The following is a 24207-nucleotide window of genomic DNA, read 5'->3' as shown; positions in this document are numbered from 1 at the left end:
CAGGGATCACCGAGCATGTGACTGACACCTACGCACCGGAACAGCCGTCCGGTGCTGCCGCCGCCACCGGGCGCTCAGCGCGTGGCGGCGGCAAGGGCGGCGGTAGCCAGCTCTTCCGCAACGCCTACGCGCTGATGCTGAACACCGGCATCTCCGCGGTCCTCGGGCTCGGTTACTGGCTCGTGGCGGCGCGCTACTACTCGGACTCCGCCGTCGGCCAGGGTTCGGCCGCCATCGCCGCCATGAAGTTCCTCGCGGGCCTCACGGCGGTGACGCTGATGGGCGCGCTGGCCCGCTTCATCCCCGTCGCGGGGCGCACCACCAGGCAGCTCATCCTGCGCACGTATCTGGCGAGTTCGGTGGTCGTCGTGTGCGCCGCGCTGGTCTTCCTGGCGACGCTCGACTGGTGGGGCGACTCGTACCGCTTCCTGCACGGGCTGCTGCCGGGCGCCGGGTTCGTCCTGGCGGTCGTCCTGTGGTCGCTGCTGACGCTCCAGGACGGCGTGCTCACGGGGCTGCGCAGCGCGCGGTGGGTGCCGGTCGGCAACACCGTCTTCTCCACGGCCAAGCTGATCCTGCTGGTGGCGCTGGCCGCCGCGGTCCCCACGGCGGGCGTCTTCGTCTCCTGGGTCGCGGCCATCGCGCTGTCCGCGCTGCCCCTGGGCTGGCTGGTGTTCACCCGGCTCGTGCCCCGGCACGTGCGGGCCACGCGGGAGACCGCGCGCCCGGCCGGGATGCGCGAGATGGGCCGCTTCCTCGCGGGGGACTACACGGGGGCGCTGTTCTCGCTCGTCGTCGTCTACCTCGTCCCCGTCATCGTCGCCTCGCAGATCCCGTCCGCCGAGAACGCGTACTTCTACACCACGACGACGATCGGCGGCACGATCAACCTGCTCGCGCTCAACATGGGGGCCTCGCTCACCGTGGAGGGCTCGCACGATCCCGCGCGCCTGGCGGAGAACGCGCGCGCCGCGCTGCTGCGGATGGCGCGCATCATGCTCCCGGTGTGCGCGGGCCTGTTCCTCCTCGCGCCGCTGGTCCTGCGCGTGTTCGGGAAGGGGTACGCCGACGCCGCGACGCCGCTGCTGCGCTACTACGCGGTGGGCGCCGCGCTGCGCGTGGTCATCGAGGTCTACTACGCGGTGCTGCGCGCCCAGAACCGCACCTCCGGGCTCGCCTATCTCCAGGGGCTGCTGTGCGTGCTGGTGGTCGGGCTGACCGTGGCGCTGCTGCCGCGCATGGGCCTGACCGGCGCGGGGCTCGCCGAGGCGGGCAGCCTGGGTCTTGTGGCGGGGATCGCGGCGTGGAAGCTGTACGGGGTGCTGCGCGCCCCGGCCACCAGCGTGGCCGAGGCGTCGGCGCACGGTGCCGGGGACGGCGCCAGGGATCGCGGCGACGGCGAACCTGGTGACGGCGAGCGGCGCCCGAGCTGGGCGGCGCGCGACTACCGCGACTACGAGGACGAGCCGACGCTCCAGCTCCGCGCCGACCTCGAGCACCTGGACCGGCACCCCAGCGTCACCCCGCCCCGCGGCACCCCGCTGCCAGACCTGCCGCGCGGCCCACGCCCCCCGCTGTCCGAGCGGCTGCGCCCGACGCTGCGGCGGCTGCGCCGCCCGGCCACGGGCCTGTGGCTGCTGCTGGGCGCGGCCGTGGCGCTGTACTGGCTGCCCCTGTCCGGCATGGGCGAGGCGGAGCTTACGGCCATGGGCGGGCTCGGCCTGGTCTCCGTGCTGCCCGTCCCCACCCTGGTGGGCGCCGCGCTGTTGGTGGCCGTCTTCGCGGGGGCGCTGTGGACGGGGCGTCAGCACCGGGCGCTGCTGACGGTGGCGCTGCTGCTGACGGTGTTCTCGCTGCACGCCGTCCCCGCCCTGCTGGAGGGCGCGCCGCGCTTCCCGACCGCGTGGCAGCACCTGGGGTTCCTGGACTACATCGAGCGCACGGGCACGGCGGCCCCCGACATGGACGCGCGCTGGAGCTGGCCGGGCTTCTTCGCGGGCGCCGCCTTCCTGGCGCGGGCGTGCGGCGTCGACGATCTGTCCGGGCTGATCCGCTGGTGGCCGACGGTGATCCAGCTCGCGTATCTGGCGCCGCTGGCGGTGCTGTTGCGGGCTGTGCGGGCGCACTGGCGTGCCAAGTGGTGCGCGGTGTGGTTCTTCGCGCTGTGCGGCTGGGTGGGCCAGGACTACTTCTCGCCGCAGGGCTTCACGTTCCTCTTCTATCTGCTGTTCGTCGCGCTGCTGCTGGTGTGGTTCCGGCAGCCGCGCGCGCTGCGCGGCGGGAAGCGGCAGCCGGGCGAGACGGACGAGGTGCCGGGCCCGGAGCGGCGGGGCGAGCGCGCCGTGCTGCTGGCCGTGCTGATCGGGCTGTTCGTGGCCTCGGTCGCGGGGCACCAGTTGACGCCGTTCGTGATGCTCGGGGTGCTGATCGGGCTGATCCTGGTGCGCCGCACGACGCTGTACGGGCTGCCGCTGCTGTGCGGGGTGCTGGTGGCGGTGTGGGTGTGCTATCTGGCGGAGCCGTACTGGTCGGGGCACTTCGACGAGCTGTTCGGCGGGGTCGGGGGCGTGGGCGGCAATGTGTCCTCGTCCGTCTCCGGGCGCATCGAGGGCGGCAGCGAGACGCACAAGCTGGTGCTCTACGTACGGGTAGCGCTGGCGGGCGGGACGCTGGGGCTGGCGGGGCTCGGGCTGCTGCGGCGGCGTCGGCAGGGGTACGCGGACCGGGCGCTGCTGGTGCTGACCTGCCTGCCGTTCCTGGCGTTCGGCGCCCAGTCCTACGGCGGCGAGATCGCGCTGCGCGTCTTCCTCTTCGCGGCACCCGGCGCCTGTGTGCTGGCCGCGCTGGCGCTGTTCCCCCGCGCGGGGGGCCGCTTCACGCGCGACGGCGAGCCGTGGTGGCGGCGCCATGTCGCGCCGCTCGCCGCGCTGTCGGCGGGGCTGGTGCTGATGGGGGGCTTCCTGGTGGCGCGCTGGGGCAACGAGCCCTTCGAGCGGGCGCGGGCCGGTGAGGTCGCGGCGATGGAGTACGTGTACGCGCACGACGAGCCGACCGTGCGCCTGCTGTGGCCCACCAACGACACCGTGGACGACGTGACTCCGGCCATGCCCTGGGGCGCGCGGGACATGGAGCGGGTGGAGTACGTGCCGACGCCGGCGCCGCTGGACCCGGAGCGGCCCGCCTCGCTGGTCGAGGCGCTGCGCGAGGCCGGGCCGAACTCGTATCTGATGCTCAACGAGGGCCAGTCCACCTACCTCGCGCTGGACTCGGGCTATCCCCACGACTGGCAGTCCCGGCTGACGAAGGCGCTGGACGGGCGCGGGGAGCTGCGCAAGGTGCTGGCGAACGACGACGCGGTCCTCTACACCCTGCGCGACCGGCCCTCGGGCAAGGCGGCGGCGCCGGACCCCGGCCCCGTCGGCCCGCGCATCACCTGGACCTCGTGGTCGATCATGGGCGGGCTCTCGGCGCTGGCGCTGATCCTGCTGCTGGGGGCGCGCGAGTTCGTACGGGTGGCGGCGCGGCCTGGCGAGCGCACCTTCGCGTGGCTCCAGAGCACGTTCTGGTTCTCACTGCCGCTGATGCTGCTGTTCGTGGCCGCGCTGGTGCAGCGGTTCTGGACGATGTCGTAGCGGGGCCTCGTCCGACGCGGTCCCGTCGGCCCTGTCGGTCCCGTCGGTCCCGTCGGCTCCGTCGGCCCCGGGCTCGTGGGGCAGGGTCAGCGCCGAGGACGGGTGCAGGGTGATCCGCACGGGGGTGAGCCGGGTGGCCTCTGCCGACGGCTCACCGGTGCCCGGGTTGCGCGCGTAGCGCGGGTGGGCGCCGCCGCTGAGCTGGAGACGGACGCGGTGTCCCGCCGCGAAGCGGTGCGCCGTGTCCCCCAGGGGCACGGTGACCTCGGTGATCCGCTCCCCCTCCGTGGCGACGCGGACCACGCCGTCGCAGACGTTGACGGAGCGGCCCGCGCCGTCCACGTCGCAGAGGCGGGCGACGAGGTCGGCGTGCCCGGTGTCCACGGAGACCCGCAGGCGCGCGGCGACGGGACCGAGGACGTCCAGGGGTGCGGGCAGCGGCGGCCCGGTGAAGGTCAGGACGTCCTCGCGGGCCTCCAGAGCGCCGTTGTCGCGGGGTCCCGCGCCGCGCGAGAGCAGGGCGCCGCCGACCGAGGGGGTGGGGTCGGCCGGGTCGTAGCGGAAGGAGGCGAGCGGCGCGGGGTCCTCGGGCGCCCGCCGGGCGAGTCGCCCGCCGGGGGCCGCGAAGAGAGGGGTGGTCACCGTGCCGTCGGGCGGCCACACGTCGAAGTCCCGCCACGCCTCCCCCGCATCCCCGGCTCCCGCTCCCTCGTGCCCGGCTCCCCCGTGGTCGCCGCCCATGTGCACGCGTACGGGAGTGCCGCGCAGCCCTGAGGCGTCGTCGCACAGGTGGGCCCGCAGCCAGGCCAGGGTCTCGGCGAACACCTCGGGCCAGCCCTGCTGGAGGGCCGAGGTGTGGGTCCACGGGCCGACGAGCAGCGCGGTCTCGCAGCCCGCCGCGCGCAGCCGCGCGTACTGCGCGAAGGTCTGCGCGGCCAGTGCGTCGTGCCACCCGGTGACCAGTCCGACGGGCACGCGCGCCCGCTCGGCCGCCGCGGCCAGATCGGCGCCGTCCCAGTACGGGTCGTCGGCGTCGGGGTGGCGCGTCGCCGCGTCCAGCCAGGGCGCCCCGGTGCCCACGGCGCGGGTCTGCGCTCCGCGCGGCGGCAGAGCGAGAGTGACCTCGCGCAGGCGGCGCCGCAGACGCAGCGCGGCCCGGAGGAAGGCGGCGGCCCCACGGTACTGGTGGGTCATGCCGAGGCCCACGGTGAGGGCGTTCTCCAACTGGAACGCGCCGTTCGCGTGGAACAGGGCATGCGGGTCGTGCAGGCCGACCTGTACGGCCATCGCGCGCAGTTCGGGCGGCGGATCGAGCGCGAGCGCCCACTGCGTATAGCCGAGGTAACTGGGCCCGACGGTGCCCAGCCTGCCGTCGAACCACGGCCGCTCGCGCAGCCAGGCGACGGTGGCCAGCGCGTCGGCCGGCTCGTCGCGCCACAGATGGAACTCGCCGCCTGAGCCGCCGGTGCCCCGGCAGCTCTGGAGGACGACGTGGAAGCCCTGTTCGGCGAAGAGCAGCCCGTACAGCGGCGCCCATGGCAGGCCCCTGCCGTAGGGCGAGCGCACCAGGAGGGTGGGGAAGTCGCCCTGGCCGAGGGGGAGGTAGTGGTCCGTGCGCAGCGGGGTGCCGTCGGCGGCGGGCACGGTGAGCCCGGGTTCCCAGCGGACGTCGTACCGCCGGGCCGGGAGCCCGCGCCAGGTCGCCCGCAGGAGCCGCGCGGAGCGCGGGGGCCGACCGGGCCGGGGTATGGCGTCACGCGGGTGCGGTGGCATGGCTCTCCTCGCCTATTCTCGTACGTAGTACGAGAATAGCGCCTGCTTGGATGGGGACGGCAAGTGGCGGTCGGTACGGGGAGATACGAGGAGAAGGGCGGCGGCGCCGTGCACGAGGGCGACGGGACCGGGGGCGGGTCCGGGACCGGAGGCGGGAGCGGGTCCGGGGCCGGGGGCGTGGATCCGGAGCGGCTCTGGCTGCGGTCCGGCAGGCCGCGCAGGGGACGGCCGCCCGCGTTCAGCCGGGAGCAGGTGACGGCGGCGGCCGTCGCGCTCGCGGACGCCGAGGGACTGGACGCGGTCACGATGCGGCAGGTCGCCTCGCGGGTCGGCGCGGGCGTCATGTCGCTCTACAGCTACGTCCCCGACAAGGAGACGCTGCTGGAGCTGATGGTCGACCACGTCAGCGCCGAACTCCCCGCCGGAGAGCCGCTCACCGGGAACTGGCGCGCCGACCTCAAGGCCATGGCGCACGCCCAGCGCGCCCTCATGCTGCGGCACACCTGGCTGCCCGCCGCGCTCACGGCCCGCCGCTCGCCCGGCCCGCACACGCTCGCCTTCCTGGAGCACGCGCTCGTGGCACTGCGGCCAACGGGGCTCGACGGCGGCGCGCGGATGGAGGTGTTCAGCCTGCTCACCGGCTTCGTCTCGGGGCACGTCGCGCACGAGGTCGCGCAGGCGGCGGTGGCGCACGCGCCGGGCCGCGCGGCGGCCGAGGCCCGCTACCTGGCGGCCGTCGCCGCCGAGGGCCGCCACCCCGAACTCGCCAAGGCGCTCGCCGCGCCCTCCGGCCCCCTCGACCCCGACGCGACGTTCACCCGCCTCCTCGACCGCATGGTCGACGGCCTCGACGCGGTCTGACGCCCCGGGCGGCCGGAGATCACGCGCACCGAGATGTGGGGCGGTGACACCTCACGCCGTTCCTCCGGCCGCCACGGGAGGTGACCGACCGGGTCACGCGTCGGGTGACCCGACCGGTGCCGGGTCTGCCGGGTCTGCCGGACGGGCGTCAGGCGCCGCCATGCGGAGCGGCGCCGGAACGCCGTGATGCCCCCGCCCCCGGTGCCCGGCAGGCACGGTCGCCGTGACGGTTCCGGCCGACGGCTCAGGGGGTCTCCCCGCCCCCGCTGAAGAAGTTGACCACGTCCTCCAGCGCGGGGTTGTCCGGCGCCGCGTCCTCCGCTTCGGCGGCCTCGGCGCTGCGCGGGAACATGGCCTGCTCGTACACACTGAGCGCGGTCTCGATGTCGTCGGGGTGCGCGGCGATGGCCTTGCCGAGTTCGGCGCCGTCGAGCATGGCGAGGTTGGCGCCCTCGCCGTTGGGGGCCGCGAGGTGCGCCGCGTCGCCGAGCAGGGTCACCCCCGGGACACGGTCCCACCGGTGCCGGAGCGGCAGCGCGTGGAGGGGGCGCAGGACCGGCGCCACGTCGCTGGTGGTGATCAGCGCGGTGAGTTCCGGTGCCCAGCCGTCGAATTCCCGCGCGATCCGCACCTTGGCCGCGTCGGCGTCGTCGAAGTCGATGGCGGCGAACCAGTCCAGCGGCTCGGCGATCCCCACGTAGGCGTGCAGCGTGTCGCCCTTCTCCCGGTGGGCGAAGAGCTCCCGGCCCTGCTTGAGCGCGAACATCGACCCGCCGCCGACCGTCTTCGCGGCGGCGGGGTGCCGCGTGTCCGCGTCGAACAGGTAGGTCTCGACGACCGACTTGCCGATGTACGCGGGCACGGCGTCCGAGAGAAGCGGCCTGATCCGTGACCACGCGCCGTCCGCGCCGACGAGCAGCCCTGTGACGACGGTGCCGCCGTCGGCGAACGTCACCTCGTGGCGGCCTTCGCCGAGGGTGCGCGCCGCGCTGGCCTTGCGGCCCCAGCGGACGGTGCCGTCCGGCAGCGAGTCGAGCAGCATCTGCCGCAGCTCGCCGCGCTGCACCTCGGGGCGTCCGCCGGTGCCGTCGTCGGCCTTGTCGAACAGGAGGTTCCCGTCCGGGTCGAGGACCCGTATCGCCTGGCGGCCCTCCAGGATGAGGGCGCGGAACTCGTCCATCAGGCCGGCTGCTTCGAGGGCGAGCTGGCCGTTGTAGTCGTGGATGTCGAGCATGCCGCCCTGCGAGCGCGCGGTCGGCGAGGACTCGGCCTCGTAGACGGTGGCCGGGATGCCGTGGACGTGGAGGACCCGGGCGAGCGCGAGGCCGCCGAGTCCGGCGCCGATGATCGTGACGTCGGTGGTCATGCTGGTTCCTTGCCTGTCGGATGCCCGCCGGATGGGCGCCCGGCGGCTTCTCAGGCAAGACTCCGTGCCCGTGCCGACAGGCCGCCCACAGCGCACCGACAGACGGCCGACAACGGGCCGCACCGCCCGGCCGCCCGGCCGCCGCGGGGCGAAAGGCGCAGGTCAGTCGCCCTTGGCTTCTTCCGCGTAGGTGACGGAGACGTCCTCGAACTTGAGGGAGCGCAGCATGCCCTCCAGCATGTTGGTGGTGTTCTTCTCGGCGCGCTTCTCCAGGTCGCTCTCGCGTGCCGCCTCGCTGATGTGGCGGACGGCGAGCTTGTGCACCTCGCGCTCGTCGTCCGGGTTGTCGGTGAAGAAGTCGCCGATGCGGTCGAGGAGGCCGCGTTCCTTCGTCACCGGGTAGGAGCGCTCCACGTCGAGCGAGGGCTTGGCCAGCTTCGCGTGCGGGAGGCGTACGGAGACGGACTTCTCGTCGTCGGAGACCTTGACGGCGCCGTCGTCGAGGCCGCCGAAGTCCACGTAGGAGGCCACGCTGCCGTTGCCGACGTAGAGGGTGCGGCTGCCGCGCACGGCGTCGGGGAGGAACTTGGCGTCCTTCTCCAGATCGACGACGACCTGGAAGGTGCCCTCCGCCGCCTGGTAGCGGCTCATGTCCTGGATGGACTTCAGCAGGACGGGTCCTGTGCGGTCCTTGGTCTCCGTTCCGAAGGGGCTGCGCAGGTCGGGCAGCAGGTTCCGGCCCGCCAGCACCGCCACTCCCAGCACGAGGACGAGGACGACGAGGAACGCGGTCAGCCGCGGGACGCGCCCGCCTTCGCGTGGGGCAGCGCTCATGAACCCTCCTCGGGGGCCTGGGGCTCGGGCAGGTGTACGCGTACCCCCGGAGCCGCGCCTGACGCGGACCGCTCGCCCGCCGTGGCGCCAACTGGGCCTGATGTGGCGGGAGTTGACGAGTGGGGCTGGTTCAGTGGCGGGTTCAGCGGCCGTCGCGCTCGAGCCAGCGCACCTCGTACCCGTCCATCGCGAAGCGCCGCCCGTCGATCCTCGCGTCGATCTCCCGGCCGAGGGTGTTGACGACGAGGACGGCCGCGTCGTCGGCGAGGACCCTGACGTTGGGCCGGTCGTCCTCGGCGACGGTGACGTCCTCGTGGCGTGTGCCCGGCGGGAACTCCCGGGCGAAGCGGGACAGCAGCCCCATCATGGGCAGCCCGGTGCCGCCGTCGGACAGTTCCGTGCTGCGCCAGAGGCAGCCCGCGCACTTGGCGCCCCTGTTCTGCGGGTTCCAGTAGAAGCCGGTGGTGGCGCCGCCGCGTGCCATGGCGATCATCCCGGCGGCCTGGACGGCGGTCCTGTGCGGCTCGCTCCAGGCGTCGCGCTCGTCGTTCTCGTCGCCGACCTCCACGTACCACTCGGCCCACCACAGCGGCAGCCGCGTCTTCTCGCGCACCCAGCGGCTGACGGCGGTGAGCTTGTCGGTGGCGGCGAACTCGTCGGGCACGAGGCGGTCGTCCATGGTGTAGCTGGAGCCGTCGACGACGGCGAAGTCGGCGCCGCGCCTGTGCTTGTTCCAGTAGCTGACGGCGTCGAGTGCGCGCTGGTCGAGGGCGCCCCAGGGGCCGGTGACGTCGGAGGCGTGCCTGCTGGCCTTGCCCACGCTGTCCATCACCACGTACGGGCCGCCCACAAGGTTGTCCTCGTCCGCCTTCTTCAGCTCGGCGTGTACGAGGTTGTAGAAGTCGGTGTAGCCCTCGTGATCCCACCGGTCGAGGCGGTCGTCGTAGAAGCCCTTCATCTCGTTCCAGACGATGAAGTGACGCACGTCCGGGTAGCGGCGGGCGATCTTCCCGGCCAGCTCGGCGAAGTCCGCGTAGTGCTTGCGGCTGGGCGCGGTCTCCAGCTCGCTCCAGTCGGTCTCGCCCGCCTCGCCGCCGTCCTTCATCCAGTCGGGGGCGCAGCACAGGGTGATGACGGGCGGCTGTCCCGTCGCACGCATCAGCTCGACGCGGCTGTCGAGCGCCGCGAAGTCGTAGTCGCCGGGTGAGGGCTCGGGGCTGTCGGCGCCCCAGCCCATGATGTGCTGGTTCTGCGGGAGCTTCGCGTCCGCGAGGAGCCGCCTGGCACGGTCGCGGGCCGCCTTCTCACCCTCGTCGGCGCTGTCGGCGGTGTGGGTGAAGCCCCAGCCCAGCTCGGGCCTGGGCTTGCCGACGGGGCGCTCGGGGTGGCCGTAGACCCCGGCACCGCCCGTGTCCTCGCCGGGGCCGCCCGGCGTCCCGAACAGGGCGAGCAGGAGTCCGGCCGCCACGAGGGCGACGCCGATCAGGCCCGCCGCGCGCCAGCGCGCCACGTTCATCGCTGCCCGGTCTCCCCGGTGCCCCCGGGCCTCTCGGTTTCCCTGGCTTCCGCGGTCCCCGCTGTTGTCCCCGCTGTGCGGCCCCATTCGGCCCACGGTATCGGCGGCGGCGTCCGGTATGAGCGGTTCCGCTGGAACAGGTGAGTAACGTCCCGCCGCGCGAGAGGAAACGTGCGTGCACGATGCCGGGCCGATGCCGGATCATGTGCGGCATGTCCGCAACCCGCCGCACCGCACCCGCACACGACGACAGGAGTGACGCCCTGACCGCGCCGACCCCGCCCGAGGACGCGCTGCCCGCGCGGCTGACCCTCGACGACACCGACTCCCCCTCCGACATCATCGACGCGCTCTTCCTGGGCCGTTTCACGCGGGGTGAGCAGCCGTACTCGCGCAGTCACTCCGTGGACCACGTCAAGAAGGGCCGCGATCTGCTGCCGCCCGGCGCGAAGGTGCTGCGCGAGGCGCGGGCCGACGGGCGCCGCACCACGCTCGCGGAGGGCGAGGGCTGGACGGCGCTCGTCTCGCGCTGGAGCCACGGCGCGGACGTCACGGTGACGGCGGTCAGCGACGAGCTGGCGGAGAAGCAGCTCAAGCAGGCGGTCGACGGCGCGGAGGACGAGCCCGAGCCGCAGTCGGACAAGGTCTCCATGGGCTTCTGGTACCACTCCCCCATGCGCGGTCCGCGCCGCACCACCCGCACGATCACGGCGGGCACCTGGGAGGACGTCCGCGCGAACTACACGTCGCGGGTGGCCACGGCCATGGACGACCTGATGAAGATCACTCCGGACGAGATCGCGGGACGGCTCCTGCTGCTGCACGGCCCGCCCGGCACGGGCAAGACCTCGGCGCTGCGGACGCTGGCCCGCTCGTGGCGCGACTGGTGCCAGGTGGACTGCGTGCTGGACCCTGAGCACCTGTTCAACAACATCGGCTATCTGATGGACATCGCCATCGGCGCCGACGACTCCGACGAGGACGACGAGCAGCGCTGGCGGCTGCTCCTGCTGGAGGACTGCGACGAGCTGATCCGCGGGGAGGCGAAGCACGCGGCGGGCCAGGCCCTGTCGCGGCTGCTGAACCTGACGGACGGGCTGCTGGGCCAGGGCAGGCGGGTGCTGGTGGGGGTCACGACGAACGAGGACCTGGAGCGGCTGCACCCGGCGGTCGTGCGTCCTGGCCGGTGCCTCGCCCGTATCGAGGTGGGCCCGCTCTCCCGGCAGGAGGCGGTGGGCTGGCTCGGCACGGAGGAGGGCGTCGGGCGCGACGGTGCGACGCTCGCGGAGCTGTTCGCGCTCCGCAAGGGCACGTCCCCCTCGTCGCTCCCCTCCCAGGCGGACCGCGAGGGCGCGGGGCTGTACCTGTAGCTGCGCCGGGCCGGGCCGGTGCCGGGGCGCGCGGCCTGGCGGCGGCCGACCGTCGTGCGGAAAAGCGGTTGCCGCCGGGGCCTCGTCGCGGGGAGGGTGCGGTGGCGGACGGCCGCGCGGGCTTCGGGCGGCGGCGCCGGGCCGGTCACGTCACCGGCCGTTCCACCGTTCCCGGAAGGAGTCGCCGTGCCGGATACCGGTGGTGCCCCGCTGGTCCAGGAGTTCCCCGTGGCGGACGCGGACGCGGGCCCGTACGGCATCGCGGCAGGACCTGACGGGGCGCTGTGGATCACCCTCGCCGGGAGCGGTGAGATCGCGCGCCTCACCGTCGACGGCGGTCTGACGCGGTATCCGCTGGACTCGACGGGGTGCCAGCCGACGGTCATCGCGCCGGGCCCGGACGGCGCGCTGTGGTTCACCCGTACCCGGGACCACCGCATCGGCCGGATCACGGTCGGGGGCGAGATCGCCTCGTTCGAGGTGCCGACGCCCGAGAGCGGTCCCTTCGGCATCGCGGCAGGGCCTGACGGCGCACTGTGGTTCACGGAGCTGAACGCGGGTCGCGTCGGCCGTCTGACGCCCGGCGGCGAGTTCACCGAGTTCCCGCTGCCCGTGCCCGGCGCCTACCCCTCGGCGATCACGGCGGGCCCGGACGGCGCCCTGTGGTGCACCCTCAACCAGGCGGACGCGCTCTGCCGCGTCGGCGTGGACGGCGGGACAGCGCTGCACCGGCTGCCCACTCCCGGCGCCGGTCCCGTGGGCATCGCGAGCGACGGCGAGGCCCTGTGGTGCGTCGAGATCGGCGCGGGCCAGGTCGCGAGGGTGCGGGTGGACGGCGGCGTCGAGGAGTTCCCGCTCCCCGACCGCTCCGTCAAGCCGCACGCGATCGTCGCGGTGTCCGCCGGGGAGTGCTGGTTCACGGAGTGGGACGCGAACCGCGTCGGGCGCGTCACGGCTGCGGGCGCCGTCTCCGAGTACGGGCTGCCGGCGTCCGCGTCCGAGCCGCACGGCATCACGGTGGGCCCGGACGGCGCGCTGTGGGTGGCGCTGGAGTCGGGGACAGTGGCGCGGGTGGCGCCGTAGGCGCACGCGGGATGGTTCAGGGGGCGCCCGGCGTGCCCGCGGCGCGCATGCGCCCGTAGGAGTAGACGCAGCCCGCGAGGGCGAGCATGGCCAGCAGCATGAAGCCGATCGCGTAGGAGTCCTTGGCGCTGTAGATCGCGCCCATGACCAGCGGCGGGACGAAACCGCCGAGGCCGCCCACCGCGCCGACGATGCCGGTGACGCTGCCGACCTGGGCCTGCGGGGTGACGCGTGAGACGAGCGCGAAGACACTGCCGCTGGTCGCGCCGAGCCCCGCCGCCATGATCAGCAGGGCGATGGTGCCCATGGGGTACAGGCCCGGGTCGAAGGCCTGCACGATGCCGAGGAGCGCGACGACGGCCAGCGCCCACGCGGTGACCACGGCCGGGTGCACCCGGTCGGAGAGGGAGCCGCCGATGGGCCGGAAGACGACCGTGACCAGCGCGAACCCGGCCGCCTTGGTGCCCGCGTCGGTCGGGCTCAGCTCGTAGAAGGTCTTCAGATACGTCGGCAGGTAGACGCCGAAGGCGACGACGCCGCCGAAGCCGATCGCGTAGAGCGCGGACAGCTCCCAGGTGACCCGCAGTTTCCCCGCGGCGGCGAGCCGGGCCGCGAGCGGGGTGGTGGGGACGGCGCGCCCCGGCCGGTCGGTGATCAGCAGCGCGGCGAGCACGGCGCAGACGGCGAGCGCGACGGCGACGACGTAGAACGGCAGGTTCTCGCCGTGCTGGTAGATGCGCGGGGTGAAGAAGCCGGAGAGCGCCGTGCCGCCCATGCCCATGCCGAACACGCCGAGTGCGAGCCCTCTCCTGGACGGCGGGAACCAGGAGTTGACGAGCGGGACGCCGATGGCGAACGTCGTGCCGCCGAGACCGAGGAAGAAGCCGACGATCAGCAGGCCTGCGGCCGAGTGGTCGACGAGCGTGAGCAGCAGCACGGGCACGATGGTGAGCGCCGTGACCAGCGGGAACATCACGCGCGCTCCGTAGCGGTCGGTGAGCGCGCCGACGGGGACCCGGCCGAGCGAGCCGACGATGACGGGCACGGCCACCATGAAGGACTGCGCGAAGGAGCTGGCGCCGATGTTCTCCGCGAGGCCGGAGGCGAGCGGTGCGATGAGGTTCCACGCCCAGAACGTCAGCGCGAAGGCGACGGTGGCCATGATCAGGTTGCGGTAGGCGGCGGCCGGGGGCGCCTCGTCGGTGCCGGGCCCGGTGCCGGTGCCGGTGCCTGGTCCGGATCCGGTTCCGGTTCCAGTTCCGGTTCCGGGGCCTGCCGGGGGCGCCGGGTCACCGGCTGAGGGGGCTCGGGTGGTCACGGCACGCGCTCCCATCCCCGTCGCTCGGGACGGGAGGCGAGCTGCCCCTCGTCGCGGCTGCGGTAGACGACGTAGGGCCGGAAGAGGTACTGGACCGGCGCGCTGAACATGTGCACGAGCCGGGTGAAGGGGATCAGGGCGATGAGCACGAGCCCGACGACCACATGGATCTGGTACAGCACCGGTACGCCCTCCATCAGCGACGTGTCGGGCTGGAGGGTGAAGAGGCTGCGCAGCCAGGGGGCGATGGTGGTGCGGTAGTCGTAGCCGTCGCCGGAGGCGTGGGTGAGCTTGGCCCACATGCCCATGACGATCGCGCCGAGCAGCACGAGGTACATCAGCTTGTCGTTGACGGTGGTGGCCCGGAAGACGGGCCCGTTGGTGCGCCGCCGGTAGACGAGGACGGCGATGCCGAGGACGGTGAGGACGCCCGCCGCCGTGCCGCCGTAGAGGGAGAACAGGTGGTAGACGTGCTCGGAGACCCCGGCCGCCGCCGACCAGGACTCCGGGATGAGGAGACCGACGAGGTGGCCCGCGAACACGAAGAGGATGCCGTAGTGGAAGGCCGGTGAGGCGACGCGCAGCAGCCGCGACTCGTAGAGCTGCGAGGAGCGTGTGGTCCAGCCGAACCTGTCGTAGCGGTAGCGCCAGACCGTGCCGGCCACGAGCAGGACGAGGACGACGTAGGGCAGGGCGCCCCACAGGGGGGTGGTGGTCATCGCTGTTCTCCGTCGAGGAGGGGCAGAAGGCGGCGGGCGGCGGGTTCGGTTCCGGGTCCGGGCCCAGGCCCCGTTCCGGTTCCGGTTCCGTACGGCTCCAGGCCGACGTCCTCGCGCGGCGGTCCCCCGCGTGCCATGGCCTTGGCAGCGGCCCGGTCCTTGGGCGAGGGCCCGGGCAGCGTGGCGCAGACGGCTTCGAGGAGGCGGACGTAGGGGGTGGCGCACTCGGCGAGGGAGAGGCGGAGGAGTTCGAGCCCGGGGCGGTTGCGGCGCAGCAGCGCGTCGCTGCCGCTGAGCGCGGTGAACTCCAGGACGGCGGGGAGGAAGTCGGGCAGTTCCTCGTCGTGCGCGTACTCCAGGCCGTGTGCGCGGTAGGTCTCCTTGAAGGCGACGAGGGTCTCGCCCCTGCGGCGGGTGTCGCCGTCGGTCCACCAGCTCAGATACAGGCAGCGGCGGTTCTTGAAGTCGAAGGTCTGGACGTAGTGCCGCTCCAGCTCGCCGGGCCCGGCCGCCCCGGCGTGATCGAGGAAGGCCCGCAGATGGCGGGCCGGGGCGCCCCGGCGGCCTTCGAGCGCGCGGCGCAGCAGGGGGAGGTCTGCGTGGAACGCGTCGTCGGGGTAAGTGAGGCAGCGGGCCGCCGCCTGGTGCTCGACGGCGTACGAGCCCGAGCCGGGTGCGCCGCCGCGCCGCCGTCTCACCGCGGCTCCCTCGCGGGTACGTCGCCGTCGTCGTCGGCGGGCGGTGTGCGGGCGCCGTCGTCGCCGGGGCCGCCGGAGCCGCCGGGCGGGAAGAGGCCGTCGGGGCGGCCGTTGCCGTCCCAGTTGAGGAGGTTGACGCGGCCCTGGCGGGCGGTGTCGGCGGGCTCGTCCGCGGTCTGACGGTCGCGCAGGACGTGGAAGTTCTCGACGGCCACGGGCGGCACACCCCCTGACGCCTCCCCTACGGGCCCCGAGCCGCCCATGCCGGGGCCGCCCTCGAAGTCGAGGGAGCAGGTGTCGGGGAGTGCGGTCTCCTCCAGGCGGCGCGCGTCGCCGACGGCGGCGGTGGGGATGACGTAGCGCTCCTCGTACTTGGCGATGGCCAGCAGCCGGTACAGCTCCTCCAGTTGTCTGCCGGTCATCCCGACGGCCTCGGCCGTGGCCTCCTCCTCGATGCCGCTCTCCTCACCGAGGTTGACGCGCCGCATGTGCGCGCGCATGGCGGCGAGCCGCTCCAGGCTGGCGCGCACGGGCGCGGTGTCGCCCGCCGTGAACAGCTCGGCGAGGTATTCGAGGGGGATGCGGAGGGTGTCGATGGCGCCGAAGAGGTTGTCCGCGTCCTCCCCGTCGAAGCCGGTCTCGTTCAGCGCCTCGACCACGGGCGACAGGGGCGGCACGTACCAGACCATGGGCATGGTGCGGTACTCGGGATGCAGGGGCAGGGCGACGCGGTAGGTGCTGATGAGGGCGTGTACCGGGGAGCGTCTGGCGGCCTCGATCCAGTCGTACGGGATGCCGGAGCGCTCCGCTTCGCGCCGCACGTCCGGGTCCTCGGGATCGAGGAAGACGCCGAGCTGGGCGCCGTAGAGGTCCTTCTCGTCGGGGGTGGCGGCGGCCTCGGTGACCTTGTCGGGGTCGTAGAGGATGACGCCGAGGTAGCGCAGCCGCCCGACGCACGTCTCTGAGCAGACGGTGGGCAGGCCGACCTCGACGCGCGGGTAGCACAGGGTGCACTTCTCGGCCTTGCCGGTCGAGTGGTTGAAGTAGACCTTCTTGTACGGGCAGCCGGTGACGCACATGCGCCAGCCCCTGCACTGGTCCTGGTCGACGAGGACGATGCCGTCCTCGCTGCGCTTGTACATCGCGCCCGAGGGGCAGGAGGCGACGCACGAGGGGTTGAGGCAGTGCTCGCAGATGCGCGGCAGGTAGAACAGGAAGGTCTGCTCGAACGCGAACCGCACCTTCTCCGCCGCCTGTTCGGCGGTCTGCTTCGCGGCTTGCTCGGCGGCCTGTGCGCGTACCTTCTCGACGACGGGGTCCAGGTGCCCGTGCTCGCTCGCGCCGCCGAGGTTGTCGTCCCAGTTGGCGCTCCACTCGATCTTCATGGGCTTGCCTGAGAGGAGGGAGCGGGGCTGTGCGACGGGGAAGTCGTCGCCGAGCGGCGCGTCGGTGAGGTTCTTGTAGTCGTACGTCCAGGGCTCGTAGTAGTCCTTGATGTCCGGCAGCTTGGGGTTGGCGAAGATCGTGACGAGCTTCTTGAAACGCCCGCCCGCCTTGAGTTTGAGGCGGCCCCGCTTGTTCAGCTCCCAGCCGCCACGCCACTTCTCCTGGTCCTCGTAGCGGCGGGGGTAGCCCTGGCCAGGACGGGTCTCGACGTTGTTGAACCACACGTACTCGACGCCGCCCCGGTTGGTCCACGCTTCCTTGCAGGTGACGGAGCAGGTGTGGCAGCCGATGCACTTGTCGAGGTTCATGACCATCGCGATCTGTGCCATGACGCGCATCAGTAGGTCACCTCCTGTGCGCGGCGGCGGATGACGGTGACCTCGTCGCGCTGGTTGCCCGTGGGGCCGAGGTAGTTGAACGCCCAGGAGAGCTGGCCGTAGCCGCCGATGAGGTGGCTGGGCTTGAGGACGAGCCGGGTCAGCGAGTTGTGGATGCCGCCGCGTTTGCCGGTGGCCTCGGTCTTGGGGACGTTGACGGTGCGGTCCTGTGCGTGGTGCATGTAGACGGTGCCGCGCGGCATGCGGTGGGAGACTACGGCGCGGGCGACGACGACGCCGTTGCGGTTGACGGCCTCGATCCAGTCGTTGTCGTGGACGCCGATGGCCTCCGCGTCCTGCGGGGACATCCAGATGTTCTGGCCTCCTCGGGAGAGCGAGAGCATGAACAGGTTGTCCTGGTACTCGGAGTGGATGGACCACTTGTTGTGGGGCGTCAGATAGCGGACGGTCACCTGGGCCTCGCCGTCGGGCCCGAGTTCCGGTTCGCCGAAGAGGCGGTTCATGTCGAGGGGCGGCCGGTAGACGGGCAGTGCCTCGCCCAGTTCGTGCATCCAGTCGTGGTCGAGGAAGAAGTGCTGGCGCCCGGTGAGGGTGTGCCAGGGCTTGAGGTGCTCGGTGTTGAGGGTGAAGGGGCTGTAGCGGCGCCCGCCGGACTCGCTGCCCGACCACTCCGGTGAGGTGATCACAGGTACGGGCGCGGCCTGGGTGTCGGCGTAGCTGATCCGTTTGCCCTCGTGCTCGGCCGCGAGGTGTGCCATCCCGGTGCCGACGCGTTCCTCCAGGGTGTGGAAGCCCTGGGTGGCGAGGTGCCCGTTGGTGGTGCCGGAGAGGGTGAGGACGGCGTTGGCGGCCTTGACTGCGGTGTCCAGGAGGGGGCGTCCGGCGCCGGGCCCGTCGTGCTGGGTGCCGTTGAGCCGCCCGAGCAGTGCGACCTCGTCGCCCGGCCGGAACGCGAAGCCCTTGGAGGGCAGGCCGAGCCGCTCGGCGAGGGGGCCGAGGGTGGCCATCTTCGCGGCGACGGCGGTGTAGTCCCGCTCGACGACGGTCAGCGCGGGCATGGTCTTCCCGGGCACCGGCTCGCACTCGCCCGCGCGCCAGTCCAGCCACACGCCGCCGGGCTGCGCGGTCTCACCGGGGGTGTCGTGCTGGAGCGCGGTGGCGACGATGTCGCGGCGGGTGCCGAGGTGGCCGCGGGCCAGGGCGCTGAAGCGGCGGGCGATGGCGTGGAAGGCGTCGAAGTCGGAGCGTGCCTGCCAGGGCGGGTCGACGGCCGGGGTGAAGGCGTGCACGTAGGGGTGCATGTCCGTGCTGGACAGGTCGTGTTTCTCGTACCAGGTGGCGGCGGGGAGCACGACGTCCGACATGAGGGTGGAGGACGTCATGCGGAAGTCGAGGGAGAGCAGCATGTCGAGCTTTCCCTCGGGTGCCCGCTCGCGCCAGCGCACGTCGCGCGGTCTGACGTCGGCCGGTGCCTCCTCGGCGCTGAGCGAGGAGTCGGTGCCCAGCAGGTGGCGCTGGAAGTATTCGGCGCCCTTGGCGGAGGAGCCGAGCAGGTTGGCGCGCCACAGTGTCAGCACGCGGGGCCAGTTGGCGGGGTCGTCGGGGTCCTCGCAGGCGAACCCGAGCCGCCCGGAGCGCAGTTGGCCGACGACATGCTGGACAGGGTCGCCGGCGCCGGTCTCGTCGGCCTCGTCCACGAGGTCGAGGGGGTTGCGGTCGAACGTCGGATACGAGGGCATCCAGCCCGCGCGGGTGGCGGCGGCCAGGCAGTCGGCGCCGGTCATGCCCGCGAAGGCGCCCTTGCCGAGGGGGGAGGCCATGACGTCGGCGGTGAAGCGGTCGTAGCGCCACTGGTCGCTGTTGAGGAACCAGTAGGCGGTGCCGATCATCTGACGGGGCGGGCGCGACCAGTCGTTGGCGGAGGCGAGGGTGGCCCATCCTGTGGAGGGGCGGCACTTCTCCTGGCCTACGTAGTGGGCCCAGCCGCCGCCGTTGCGGCCCTGGCACCCGGTGAGCTGGAGGAGGGCGAGGAAGGTGCGGTAGATGGTCTCGGAGTGGAACCAGTGGTTGGTGCCCGCGCCCATGAGGATCATGCAGCGTCCCTTGGAGCGCTCCGCCGTGCGCCCGAACTCCCTCGCGATACGCACCGCCCGCGCCGCCGGTACCGAGGTGTGCGTCTCCTGCCACGCTGGGGTACCGGGGGTGCTCGCGTCCCCGTACCCCTCCGGCCACCTCCCCGGCAGCCCCTGACGTGGGACGCCGTACTGCGCGAGCAGCAGGTCGAAGACCGTGGTGACCAGCGGCCCGTCCTGACCCCCCAATCGGGTGGCGGGCACCCCGCGTCGCACGGTGTCGCCGCGTCCCTGTCCGTGCGCGCCGCCGTCGGTGTCGAAGCGCGGGAGCAGCACCTCGGTGCCCACGGCAGCCTGGTGCCCGTAGAGCGAGAGCGTGGGTTCGACGGAGCCCAGGTCGAGGTTCCACTTGCCCTTGCCGCTGTCGGTCCAGCGGAAGCCGAGGGAGCCGTTCGGCACGGCGGGCAGCCCGGTGGCGCCGTCCAGGACGGCCGTCTTCCACTCGGCTCCCTCGCTCTCGTCGCCCAGGTCGGAGGCGCGCAGGAACTTCGCGGGCACGTAGGCGCCGTCGCGTGCCTCCAGGGTGACGAGGAACGGCAGATCGGTGAAGCGGCGCACGTAGTCCTCGAAGAACGGTGTCCTCCGCTCCACGAAGAACTCGGTGAGCAGCACATGCCCCATGGCCAGCGCGAGGGCGCCGTCCGTGCCGGGATGCGGGTGCAGCCACTCGTCGGCGAACTTGGTGTTGTCGGCGTAGTCGGGGGCCACCACCACGACCTTCTGACCCCGGTACCGTGCCTCGGCCATCCAGTGCGCGTCCGGCGTCCGCGTCACCGGCACGTTCGAGCCCCACATGAGCAGGTAGGCCGCGTCCCACCAGTCGCCCGACTCGGGGACGTCGGTCTGGTCGCCGAAGACCTGCGGGGAGGCGACGGGAAGATCCGCGTACCAGTCGTAGAACGACAGCATGGGGGCGCCGATCAGCGACATGAAGCGCGCACCCGCCGCGTGCGACACCATCGACATGGCGGGGATCGGCGAGAACCCGGCGACGCGGTCGGGCCCGTACCGCTTGATGGTGTGCACATGCGCCGCCGCGACCAGCTCCACGGCCTCGTCCCAGTTCGCGCGCACCAGTCCGCCCTTGCCGCGCGCCTTCTGGTAGCGGCGACGGCGCTCGGGGTCGCCCTGGATGTCGGCCCAGGCGAGCACGGGGTCGCCGCCGGTGCGCTGCTTCGCCTCCCGGTACATGTCCAGGAGCACGCCGCGCACGTACGGGTAGCGCACCCGGGTCGGCGAGTACGTGTACCAGGAGAACGCGGCGCCCCTTGGGCAGCCGCGCGGCTCGTACTCGGGGCGGTCGGGGCCGACGGAGGGGTAGTCCGTCTCCTGCGTCTCCCAGGTGATGATCCCGTCCTTGACGTACACCTTCCAGCGGCAGGAGCCGGTGCAGTTCACACCATGGGTCGAGCGGACGACCTTGTCGTGGCTCCACCGGTCCCGGTAGAAGACGTCGCCGTCGCGTCCGCCCTTCTTCGTGACCGTCCGCAGGTCGTCGGAGACGACGCCCCGGGTGAAGAAGCGCCCCGTCCGCAGCAGGAGTTCGCGGGCCGCGCCGTCGAGGCCCGGCCCCGGCTTGGCCGGGCTGGCCGGGCTGGCCGCCGGGGTCGGGCTGGTCGGACTGTCTGTCACGAACCCTCCTACGGCGCTCCGGCGGTGTTCTGCCGTCCTCACGCTAAGTCGCCGTCCGTGCGGGCCGCGCGTTCTTCCGCGCCACATGGGTGACGGGGGCGCCGGCCGGGCGAGGGGCTGGCAGGGGGCGGGGCGCGGCACGGTCCGGTAAATGCGTCGTGCGTTGTCAGTGGCCGCTGAAAGAATCGCCGCATGGACGAGCTGGTGGGGAACGTCGGCGAACTGACCGAGCGCCTGGCACGGGGCGAGCGCTTCAAGTACCTCTATTTCTGGGGGCACCGTCCCCGGCGCGACGGCAGCGCGGGGAAGGGCTGCCTCAGCCAGTGGTGGCCCGCGCCCTTCACGGCTGACGGGGTGGAGTACGCGACGGCGGAGCACTGGATGATGGCGGGCAAGGCGCGCCTTTTCGGGGACGCGGACGCCGAGCACAGAGCGATAGTGGCCCCGCACCCGCGCCAGGCGAAGTCGGCGGGACGCGCCGTGCGCGGCTTCGACGAGGGGGTGTGGGAGCGGGAGCGGTTCGGCATCGTCGTCGAGGGAAGCGTGCGCAAGTTCGGCCAGCACGAGGAGCTGCGCGAGTTCCTTCTGGGCACGCACGGCCGGGTGCTGGTGGAGGCCAGCCCCCTGGACCGCGTGTGGGGCGTCGGGCTGACCGCCGACGATGAGCGGGTGCGCGATCCGGCCCAGTGGCGGGGCGAGAATCTGCTGGGGTTCGCGCTGATGGCGGCCAGGACGCGGCTGCTCAGCCGCGCAGGCGTACCGACAGACAGGTGACGCAGCCCTCCAGTTTCTCGAACTCCCCGATGTCCACGGGGACGGGCTCGTAGCCGAGGTCGTTCAGCAGCTCCGCGGTCTTGGGCGCGGCGGCCGAGATGAGCAGCGCGGTGCCGCCGAGCTGGACGACGTGCGCGCCCTGTTCCTCGGGGACGGGCAGGAAGTGGGGGAAGAGTGTGGGGTGGTCGACGAGCGGCGGATAGCCGATGACGGTGCCGTCGGGCAGCGCGGTCACGGCCGATTTGAGGTGCAGCACGGAGCTGACGGGCACGGCGATGACGCGTGCGCCGAGCGGCACGAACGCGGCGCGCAGTTGCCGCACGCCCTCCGCGTTGGTACGCCCGCCCCTTCCGACGTACACGGTGTCGCCGACCTTCAGCACATCGCCGCCGTCCAGGGTGCCCGGTGCCTCCACCCGCAGCACGGAGCACCCGAGGGCTCCGACGGCGGCCTCCACGGCCCGGGTCTCGGCGCGCCGCGAGGCGGCGCCGGGGCGGGTGAGCAGCGCCGTTCCCCGGTATATGACCACGGTGTCCTCGATGAAGACGGCGTCGGGGCAGTCGTGCGCGGGCTCTGTCTCGATGGTCTCCCACCCGTGGGCGCGCAGCGCCAGTACGTACGCCGCCCACTGCCGCGAAGCGAGCCCCGGGTCGACGGGCGACCGGTCGATATGCGTGACCAGTCCCTCCGCGACGCGGGGACCGGGACGGCGGACGAGGGCCCTGGGAAGACGGGCGTCGGTGTACGGCATGGGAACCAGGATGCCCCTGGTTTCCCGTCTGTGAAGAGGCCGCCGCCCGGTAAAGGAGGCGAGGGGGCAAGGGGGCGGACGAAGCGAAGGCCCGCGTTCCGTGCAACCTTCACCGTGGCGGGGCTGTCTTATGGGACGTCAGCACTCTTACGGGGGAAAGGTCCATTGAATGCGCACAAATCCGATCCGTACCGCTGTCGCGGCTGCCGTCGTCACGGCCGCCGCGCTGGGCACGATGGTCGCCTCGGGAGCGGCGGCGGGGGCGACGGGGGTTACCGGGACGACGGGGTCGGCCGGGGCGGCGGAGGCCGCCGGGAGCGGGGGGCGGGTGGCCGCGGCCCCCGGGTTCCTCGACGCCGGTGAGCTGCCGCCGCACAGCTCCTCCCCCTGGTTCGCCGGGGAGGTCACCAAGGGCCTGCCCGACCCTGAGCCGTTCTGCCTGGAGGGCGCCGTCCCGGCCGGGGGCGGCACCTACCACCGTTTCTTCGGCACCGACTACGACACGCACGCGGCCCAGGTCAGCGTCGTCGCGAGCAGCGTGACGGCGGCGAAGACGCTGGCCACGTCGCTGGAGAAGAAGGTCGCGGCCTGCGCCGCCGACTGGCTGCGCGAGACCCCGGGCGGCTCGGCCTCCTGGGACGACTACGGCACGGTGGCCGCCGGGGACAGCGCCCACGTCTACGGCGTGCACACTTCCATCCCCGAATCCGAGCCGGGCGTGAACCTCTTCGCGGTGGGCCGGGACGGCAAGACGGTGACCGTGGTCCGCTGGGCGGAGATGGGCCATCTGGACCAGGCCCCGTTGGCCGCCTTCAAGAAGACGACGGCGACGGCGGTGAACAAACTGAACTGACCGGAACCGGGGTGGGGGCGGTGGCGGTGGCGGTGGTGAGACGGAGGGTGCGGTCGGTTACCTCGCCCCGTACGCCGCGCGCACCGCTTCCTCCACGGCGGCGAGCGCGGCGGCCCGGTCGAGTCCGAGCCGCCGCGCCCGCTGCGCGTACGCCTGCGCCGCCTCGGCCGCCTCCTGCGAGGCGGCGTCGCCCGCGGCGGCGACGAACGTACCGTTCCGCCCCCGCGTCTCGATGACCCCGTCGGCCTCCAGCGCCCGGTACGCCTTCGCGACGGTGTTCGCCGCGAGCCCCAACTCCTCGGCGAGCCCCCGCACGGTCGGCAGCTTGTACCCCGTGGGCAGCTTGCCCCCGCGCGCCTGACGCGAGATCTGGGCACGCAACTGCTCGTACGGGGCGTCCGGCGCGGACGGATCGATGCTGATCTTCAGCGGCACGGGGTCTCCGGGGTCTGTCGGGGTGCGGGAGTCGGTGGTGTGCGCCGCCGATTCTCTCGCAGCGCCGCGAGCAAACGGGACGTGGCGTTACGGTGCGCCGTCAGCCATGCCGCCGAGGGTGCGCCGTGGTTGGCGTTTCTCCTGCGCACGGTGTTACGCGGCGGCTACACGGGCGGCGCGTGGCCCGGCGCGCAGGGTTCGTGCGGTGATCGAGAGCATCGTCTTCGACGCCGGCGAGACCCTCACGCGCGACGACCGGTACTGGGGCTCCTGGGCGGACTGGCTCGGCGTCCCTCGGCACACTCTCTCCGCGCTCGTCGGCGCCGTCGTCGCCCAGGGCCGCGACGATGCACGACGAACTGCCCGCCCTGTCGCGGGCTATCGCGACGTACGACATGCCGGAGGACGGTCCGGTCCGGCCCTTGTGGGAGCTGCGGTCCGCGGTCTCGGAGCTGGTGAACTGGCGGGTGAGTGCCCAGTACCTGCGGATCGCACGCCGTGCGCCGGAGGTGGTGGACGAGCTGTCGCGCGCGCTGCACGAGGCGCCGGACGAGAAACGGCTGGAGGCGGCGCGACTGCTGGAGGCCGCGTACCGCTCGGCGGACGCGGTGGCCTGCAAGCACGGTCATCGGGATCTGTCGGCCCGGCTGGTGGAGTTGATGCGGTGGGCGGCCCC

17 protein-coding genes are annotated in these 24207 nt (G+C 73.0%); 6 read left to right on the top strand and 11 right to left on the bottom strand.

Annotated elements, in window-relative coordinates; all coding sequences use genetic code 11:
• Window positions 1-17: 17 nt before the first annotated feature.
• Window positions 18-3632, top strand: coding sequence for a lipopolysaccharide biosynthesis protein (locus tag ACWGJ2_RS17945; RefSeq protein WP_453347066.1), 3615 nt, complete (start codon window positions 18-20; stop codon window positions 3630-3632).
• On the opposite strand, the gene ACWGJ2_RS17940 is transcribed toward ACWGJ2_RS17945, so the two are convergent.
• Window positions 3570-5405: a CocE/NonD family hydrolase gene (locus ACWGJ2_RS17940; protein ID WP_453347065.1), complete on the bottom strand. Its 1836-nt coding sequence runs from the start codon at window positions 5403-5405 to the stop codon at window positions 3570-3572. The two genes, ACWGJ2_RS17945 and ACWGJ2_RS17940, sit on opposite strands and share 63 nt — an antisense overlap.
• Before the next feature lie 108 nt (window positions 5406-5513).
• Between ACWGJ2_RS17940 and ACWGJ2_RS17935 the strand changes: the two genes are divergently transcribed.
• Entirely contained in the window at window positions 5514-6266 is a 753-nt protein-coding gene (locus ACWGJ2_RS17935; RefSeq protein WP_453347141.1) for a TetR/AcrR family transcriptional regulator C-terminal domain-containing protein, read from the top strand.
• A 244-nt stretch (window positions 6267-6510) separates the two neighbouring features.
• Here ACWGJ2_RS17935 and ACWGJ2_RS17930 read toward each other — a convergent pair whose 3' ends face one another.
• The 3 genes from ACWGJ2_RS17930 to ACWGJ2_RS17920 form a co-directional block, all read right to left on the bottom strand.
• Window positions 6511-7632: an FAD-dependent oxidoreductase gene (locus tag ACWGJ2_RS17930; protein ID WP_453347064.1), complete on the bottom strand. Its 1122-nt coding sequence runs from the start codon at window positions 7630-7632 to the stop codon at window positions 6511-6513.
• A 162-nt stretch (window positions 7633-7794) separates the two neighbouring features.
• Window positions 7795-8466, bottom strand: coding sequence for a DUF4230 domain-containing protein (locus tag ACWGJ2_RS17925; RefSeq protein WP_453347063.1), 672 nt, complete (start codon window positions 8464-8466; stop codon window positions 7795-7797).
• Between the two features lie 142 nt (window positions 8467-8608).
• Window positions 8609-9982 (bottom strand): xylan 1,4-beta-xylosidase, encoded by a 1374-nt coding sequence (locus ACWGJ2_RS17920; RefSeq protein WP_453347062.1) that lies wholly within the window; start codon window positions 9980-9982, stop codon window positions 8609-8611.
• A 212-nt stretch (window positions 9983-10194) separates the two neighbouring features.
• Between ACWGJ2_RS17920 and ACWGJ2_RS17915 the strand changes: the two genes are divergently transcribed.
• Together ACWGJ2_RS17915 and ACWGJ2_RS17910 are read left to right on the top strand one after the other, a co-directional pair.
• The gene (locus ACWGJ2_RS17915) at window positions 10195-11352 is read left to right on the top strand and encodes a DUF5925 domain-containing protein (RefSeq protein WP_453347061.1); all 1158 of its coding nucleotides are present in this window, start codon (window positions 10195-10197) and stop codon (window positions 11350-11352) included.
• A gap of 186 nt (window positions 11353-11538) precedes the next feature.
• Window positions 11539-12435, top strand: a complete 897-nt coding sequence (locus tag ACWGJ2_RS17910; protein WP_453347060.1) for a virginiamycin B lyase family protein — start codon at window positions 11539-11541, stop codon at window positions 12433-12435.
• 16 nt (window positions 12436-12451) lie between these two features.
• Here ACWGJ2_RS17910 and ACWGJ2_RS17905 read toward each other — a convergent pair whose 3' ends face one another.
• The 5 genes from ACWGJ2_RS17905 to ACWGJ2_RS17885 all read right to left on the bottom strand — a co-directional run bounded on the left by ACWGJ2_RS17905 (window position 12452) and on the right by ACWGJ2_RS17885 (window position 20718).
• Window positions 12452-13597: an MFS transporter gene (locus tag ACWGJ2_RS17905; protein ID WP_453347140.1), complete on the bottom strand. Its 1146-nt coding sequence runs from the start codon at window positions 13595-13597 to the stop codon at window positions 12452-12454.
• Window positions 13598-13749: 152 nt separating this feature from the next.
• Entirely contained in the window at window positions 13750-14472 is a 723-nt protein-coding gene (gene narI / locus ACWGJ2_RS17900) for a respiratory nitrate reductase subunit gamma (protein ID WP_453347059.1), read from the bottom strand.
• Complete coding sequence (gene narJ / locus ACWGJ2_RS17895; RefSeq protein ID WP_453347058.1) at window positions 14469-15170, bottom strand: nitrate reductase molybdenum cofactor assembly chaperone; 702 nt, start codon at window positions 15168-15170, stop codon at window positions 14469-14471. Before narJ ends, narI begins: the two co-directional genes overlap by 4 nt.
• The gene (gene narH / locus ACWGJ2_RS17890; protein WP_453347057.1) at window positions 15167-16954 is read right to left on the bottom strand and encodes a nitrate reductase subunit beta; all 1788 of its coding nucleotides are present in this window, start codon (window positions 16952-16954) and stop codon (window positions 15167-15169) included. The genes narJ and narH overlap by 4 nt, the downstream gene beginning before the upstream one ends.
• Window positions 16954-20718: a nitrate reductase subunit alpha gene (locus ACWGJ2_RS17885; protein WP_453347056.1), complete on the bottom strand. Its 3765-nt coding sequence runs from the start codon at window positions 20716-20718 to the stop codon at window positions 16954-16956. Before ACWGJ2_RS17885 ends, narH begins: the two co-directional genes overlap by 1 nt.
• A 192-nt stretch (window positions 20719-20910) precedes the next feature.
• Here ACWGJ2_RS17885 and ACWGJ2_RS17880 point away from each other — a divergent pair, with 192 nt between their 5' ends.
• Window positions 20911-21492, top strand: a complete 582-nt coding sequence (locus tag ACWGJ2_RS17880; protein WP_453347055.1) for an NADAR family protein — start codon at window positions 20911-20913, stop codon at window positions 21490-21492.
• Here ACWGJ2_RS17880 and ddaH read toward each other — a convergent pair.
• On the bottom strand, window positions 21461-22243 hold the full coding sequence (gene ddaH, locus ACWGJ2_RS17875) for a dimethylargininase (RefSeq protein WP_453347054.1): 783 nt from the start codon (window positions 22241-22243) through the stop codon (window positions 21461-21463). The two genes, ACWGJ2_RS17880 and ddaH, sit on opposite strands and share 32 nt — an antisense overlap.
• Before the next feature lie 169 nt (window positions 22244-22412).
• Between ddaH and ACWGJ2_RS17870 the strand changes: the two genes are divergently transcribed.
• Entirely contained in the window at window positions 22413-23096 is a 684-nt protein-coding gene (locus tag ACWGJ2_RS17870) for a hypothetical protein (RefSeq protein WP_453347053.1), read from the top strand.
• A 57-nt stretch (window positions 23097-23153) separates the two neighbouring features.
• Here ACWGJ2_RS17870 and ACWGJ2_RS17865 read toward each other — a convergent pair whose 3' ends face one another.
• Entirely contained in the window at window positions 23154-23531 is a 378-nt protein-coding gene (locus ACWGJ2_RS17865; RefSeq protein ID WP_453347052.1) for a GntR family transcriptional regulator, read from the bottom strand.
• Between the last annotated feature and the right edge of the window lie 676 nt (window positions 23532-24207).

This window comes from Streptomyces sp. NPDC054796 (genome assembly GCF_053611545.1).
The sequence above is the reverse complement of the archived record's forward strand: the minus strand, read 5'-3'. Positions and strand labels throughout refer to the sequence as shown.

Bases quoted from the DNA above. Each gene is read 5' to 3' on its own strand.
- ACWGJ2_RS17940 (WP_453347065.1), bottom strand. From the start codon at position 5,405: ATGCCACCGCACCCGCGTGACGCCATACCCCGGCCCGGTCGGCCCCCG.
- ACWGJ2_RS17930 (WP_453347064.1), bottom strand. From the start codon at position 7,632: ATGACCACCGACGTCACGATCATCGGCGCCGGACTCGGCGGCCTCGCG.
- ACWGJ2_RS17925 (WP_453347063.1), bottom strand. From the start codon at position 8,466: ATGAGCGCTGCCCCACGCGAAGGCGGGCGCGTCCCGCGGCTGACCGCG.
- ACWGJ2_RS17920 (WP_453347062.1), bottom strand. From the start codon at position 9,982: ATGAACGTGGCGCGCTGGCGCGCGGCGGGCCTGATCGGCGTCGCCCTC.
- ACWGJ2_RS17915 (WP_453347061.1), top strand. From the start codon at position 10,195: ATGTCCGCAACCCGCCGCACCGCACCCGCACACGACGACAGGAGTGAC.
- ACWGJ2_RS17905 (WP_453347140.1), bottom strand. From the start codon at position 13,597: ATGGCCACCGTCGCCTTCGCGCTGACGTTCTGGGCGTGGAACCTCATC.
- narI (WP_453347059.1), bottom strand. From the start codon at position 14,472: ATGACCACCACCCCCCTGTGGGGCGCCCTGCCCTACGTCGTCCTCGTC.
- narH (WP_453347057.1), bottom strand. From the start codon at position 16,954: ATGCGCGTCATGGCACAGATCGCGATGGTCATGAACCTCGACAAGTGC.
- ACWGJ2_RS17880 (WP_453347055.1), top strand. From the start codon at position 20,911: ATGGACGAGCTGGTGGGGAACGTCGGCGAACTGACCGAGCGCCTGGCA.
- ddaH (WP_453347054.1), bottom strand. From the start codon at position 22,243: ATGCCGTACACCGACGCCCGTCTTCCCAGGGCCCTCGTCCGCCGTCCC.
- ACWGJ2_RS17870 (WP_453347053.1), top strand. From the start codon at position 22,413: ATGCGCACAAATCCGATCCGTACCGCTGTCGCGGCTGCCGTCGTCACG.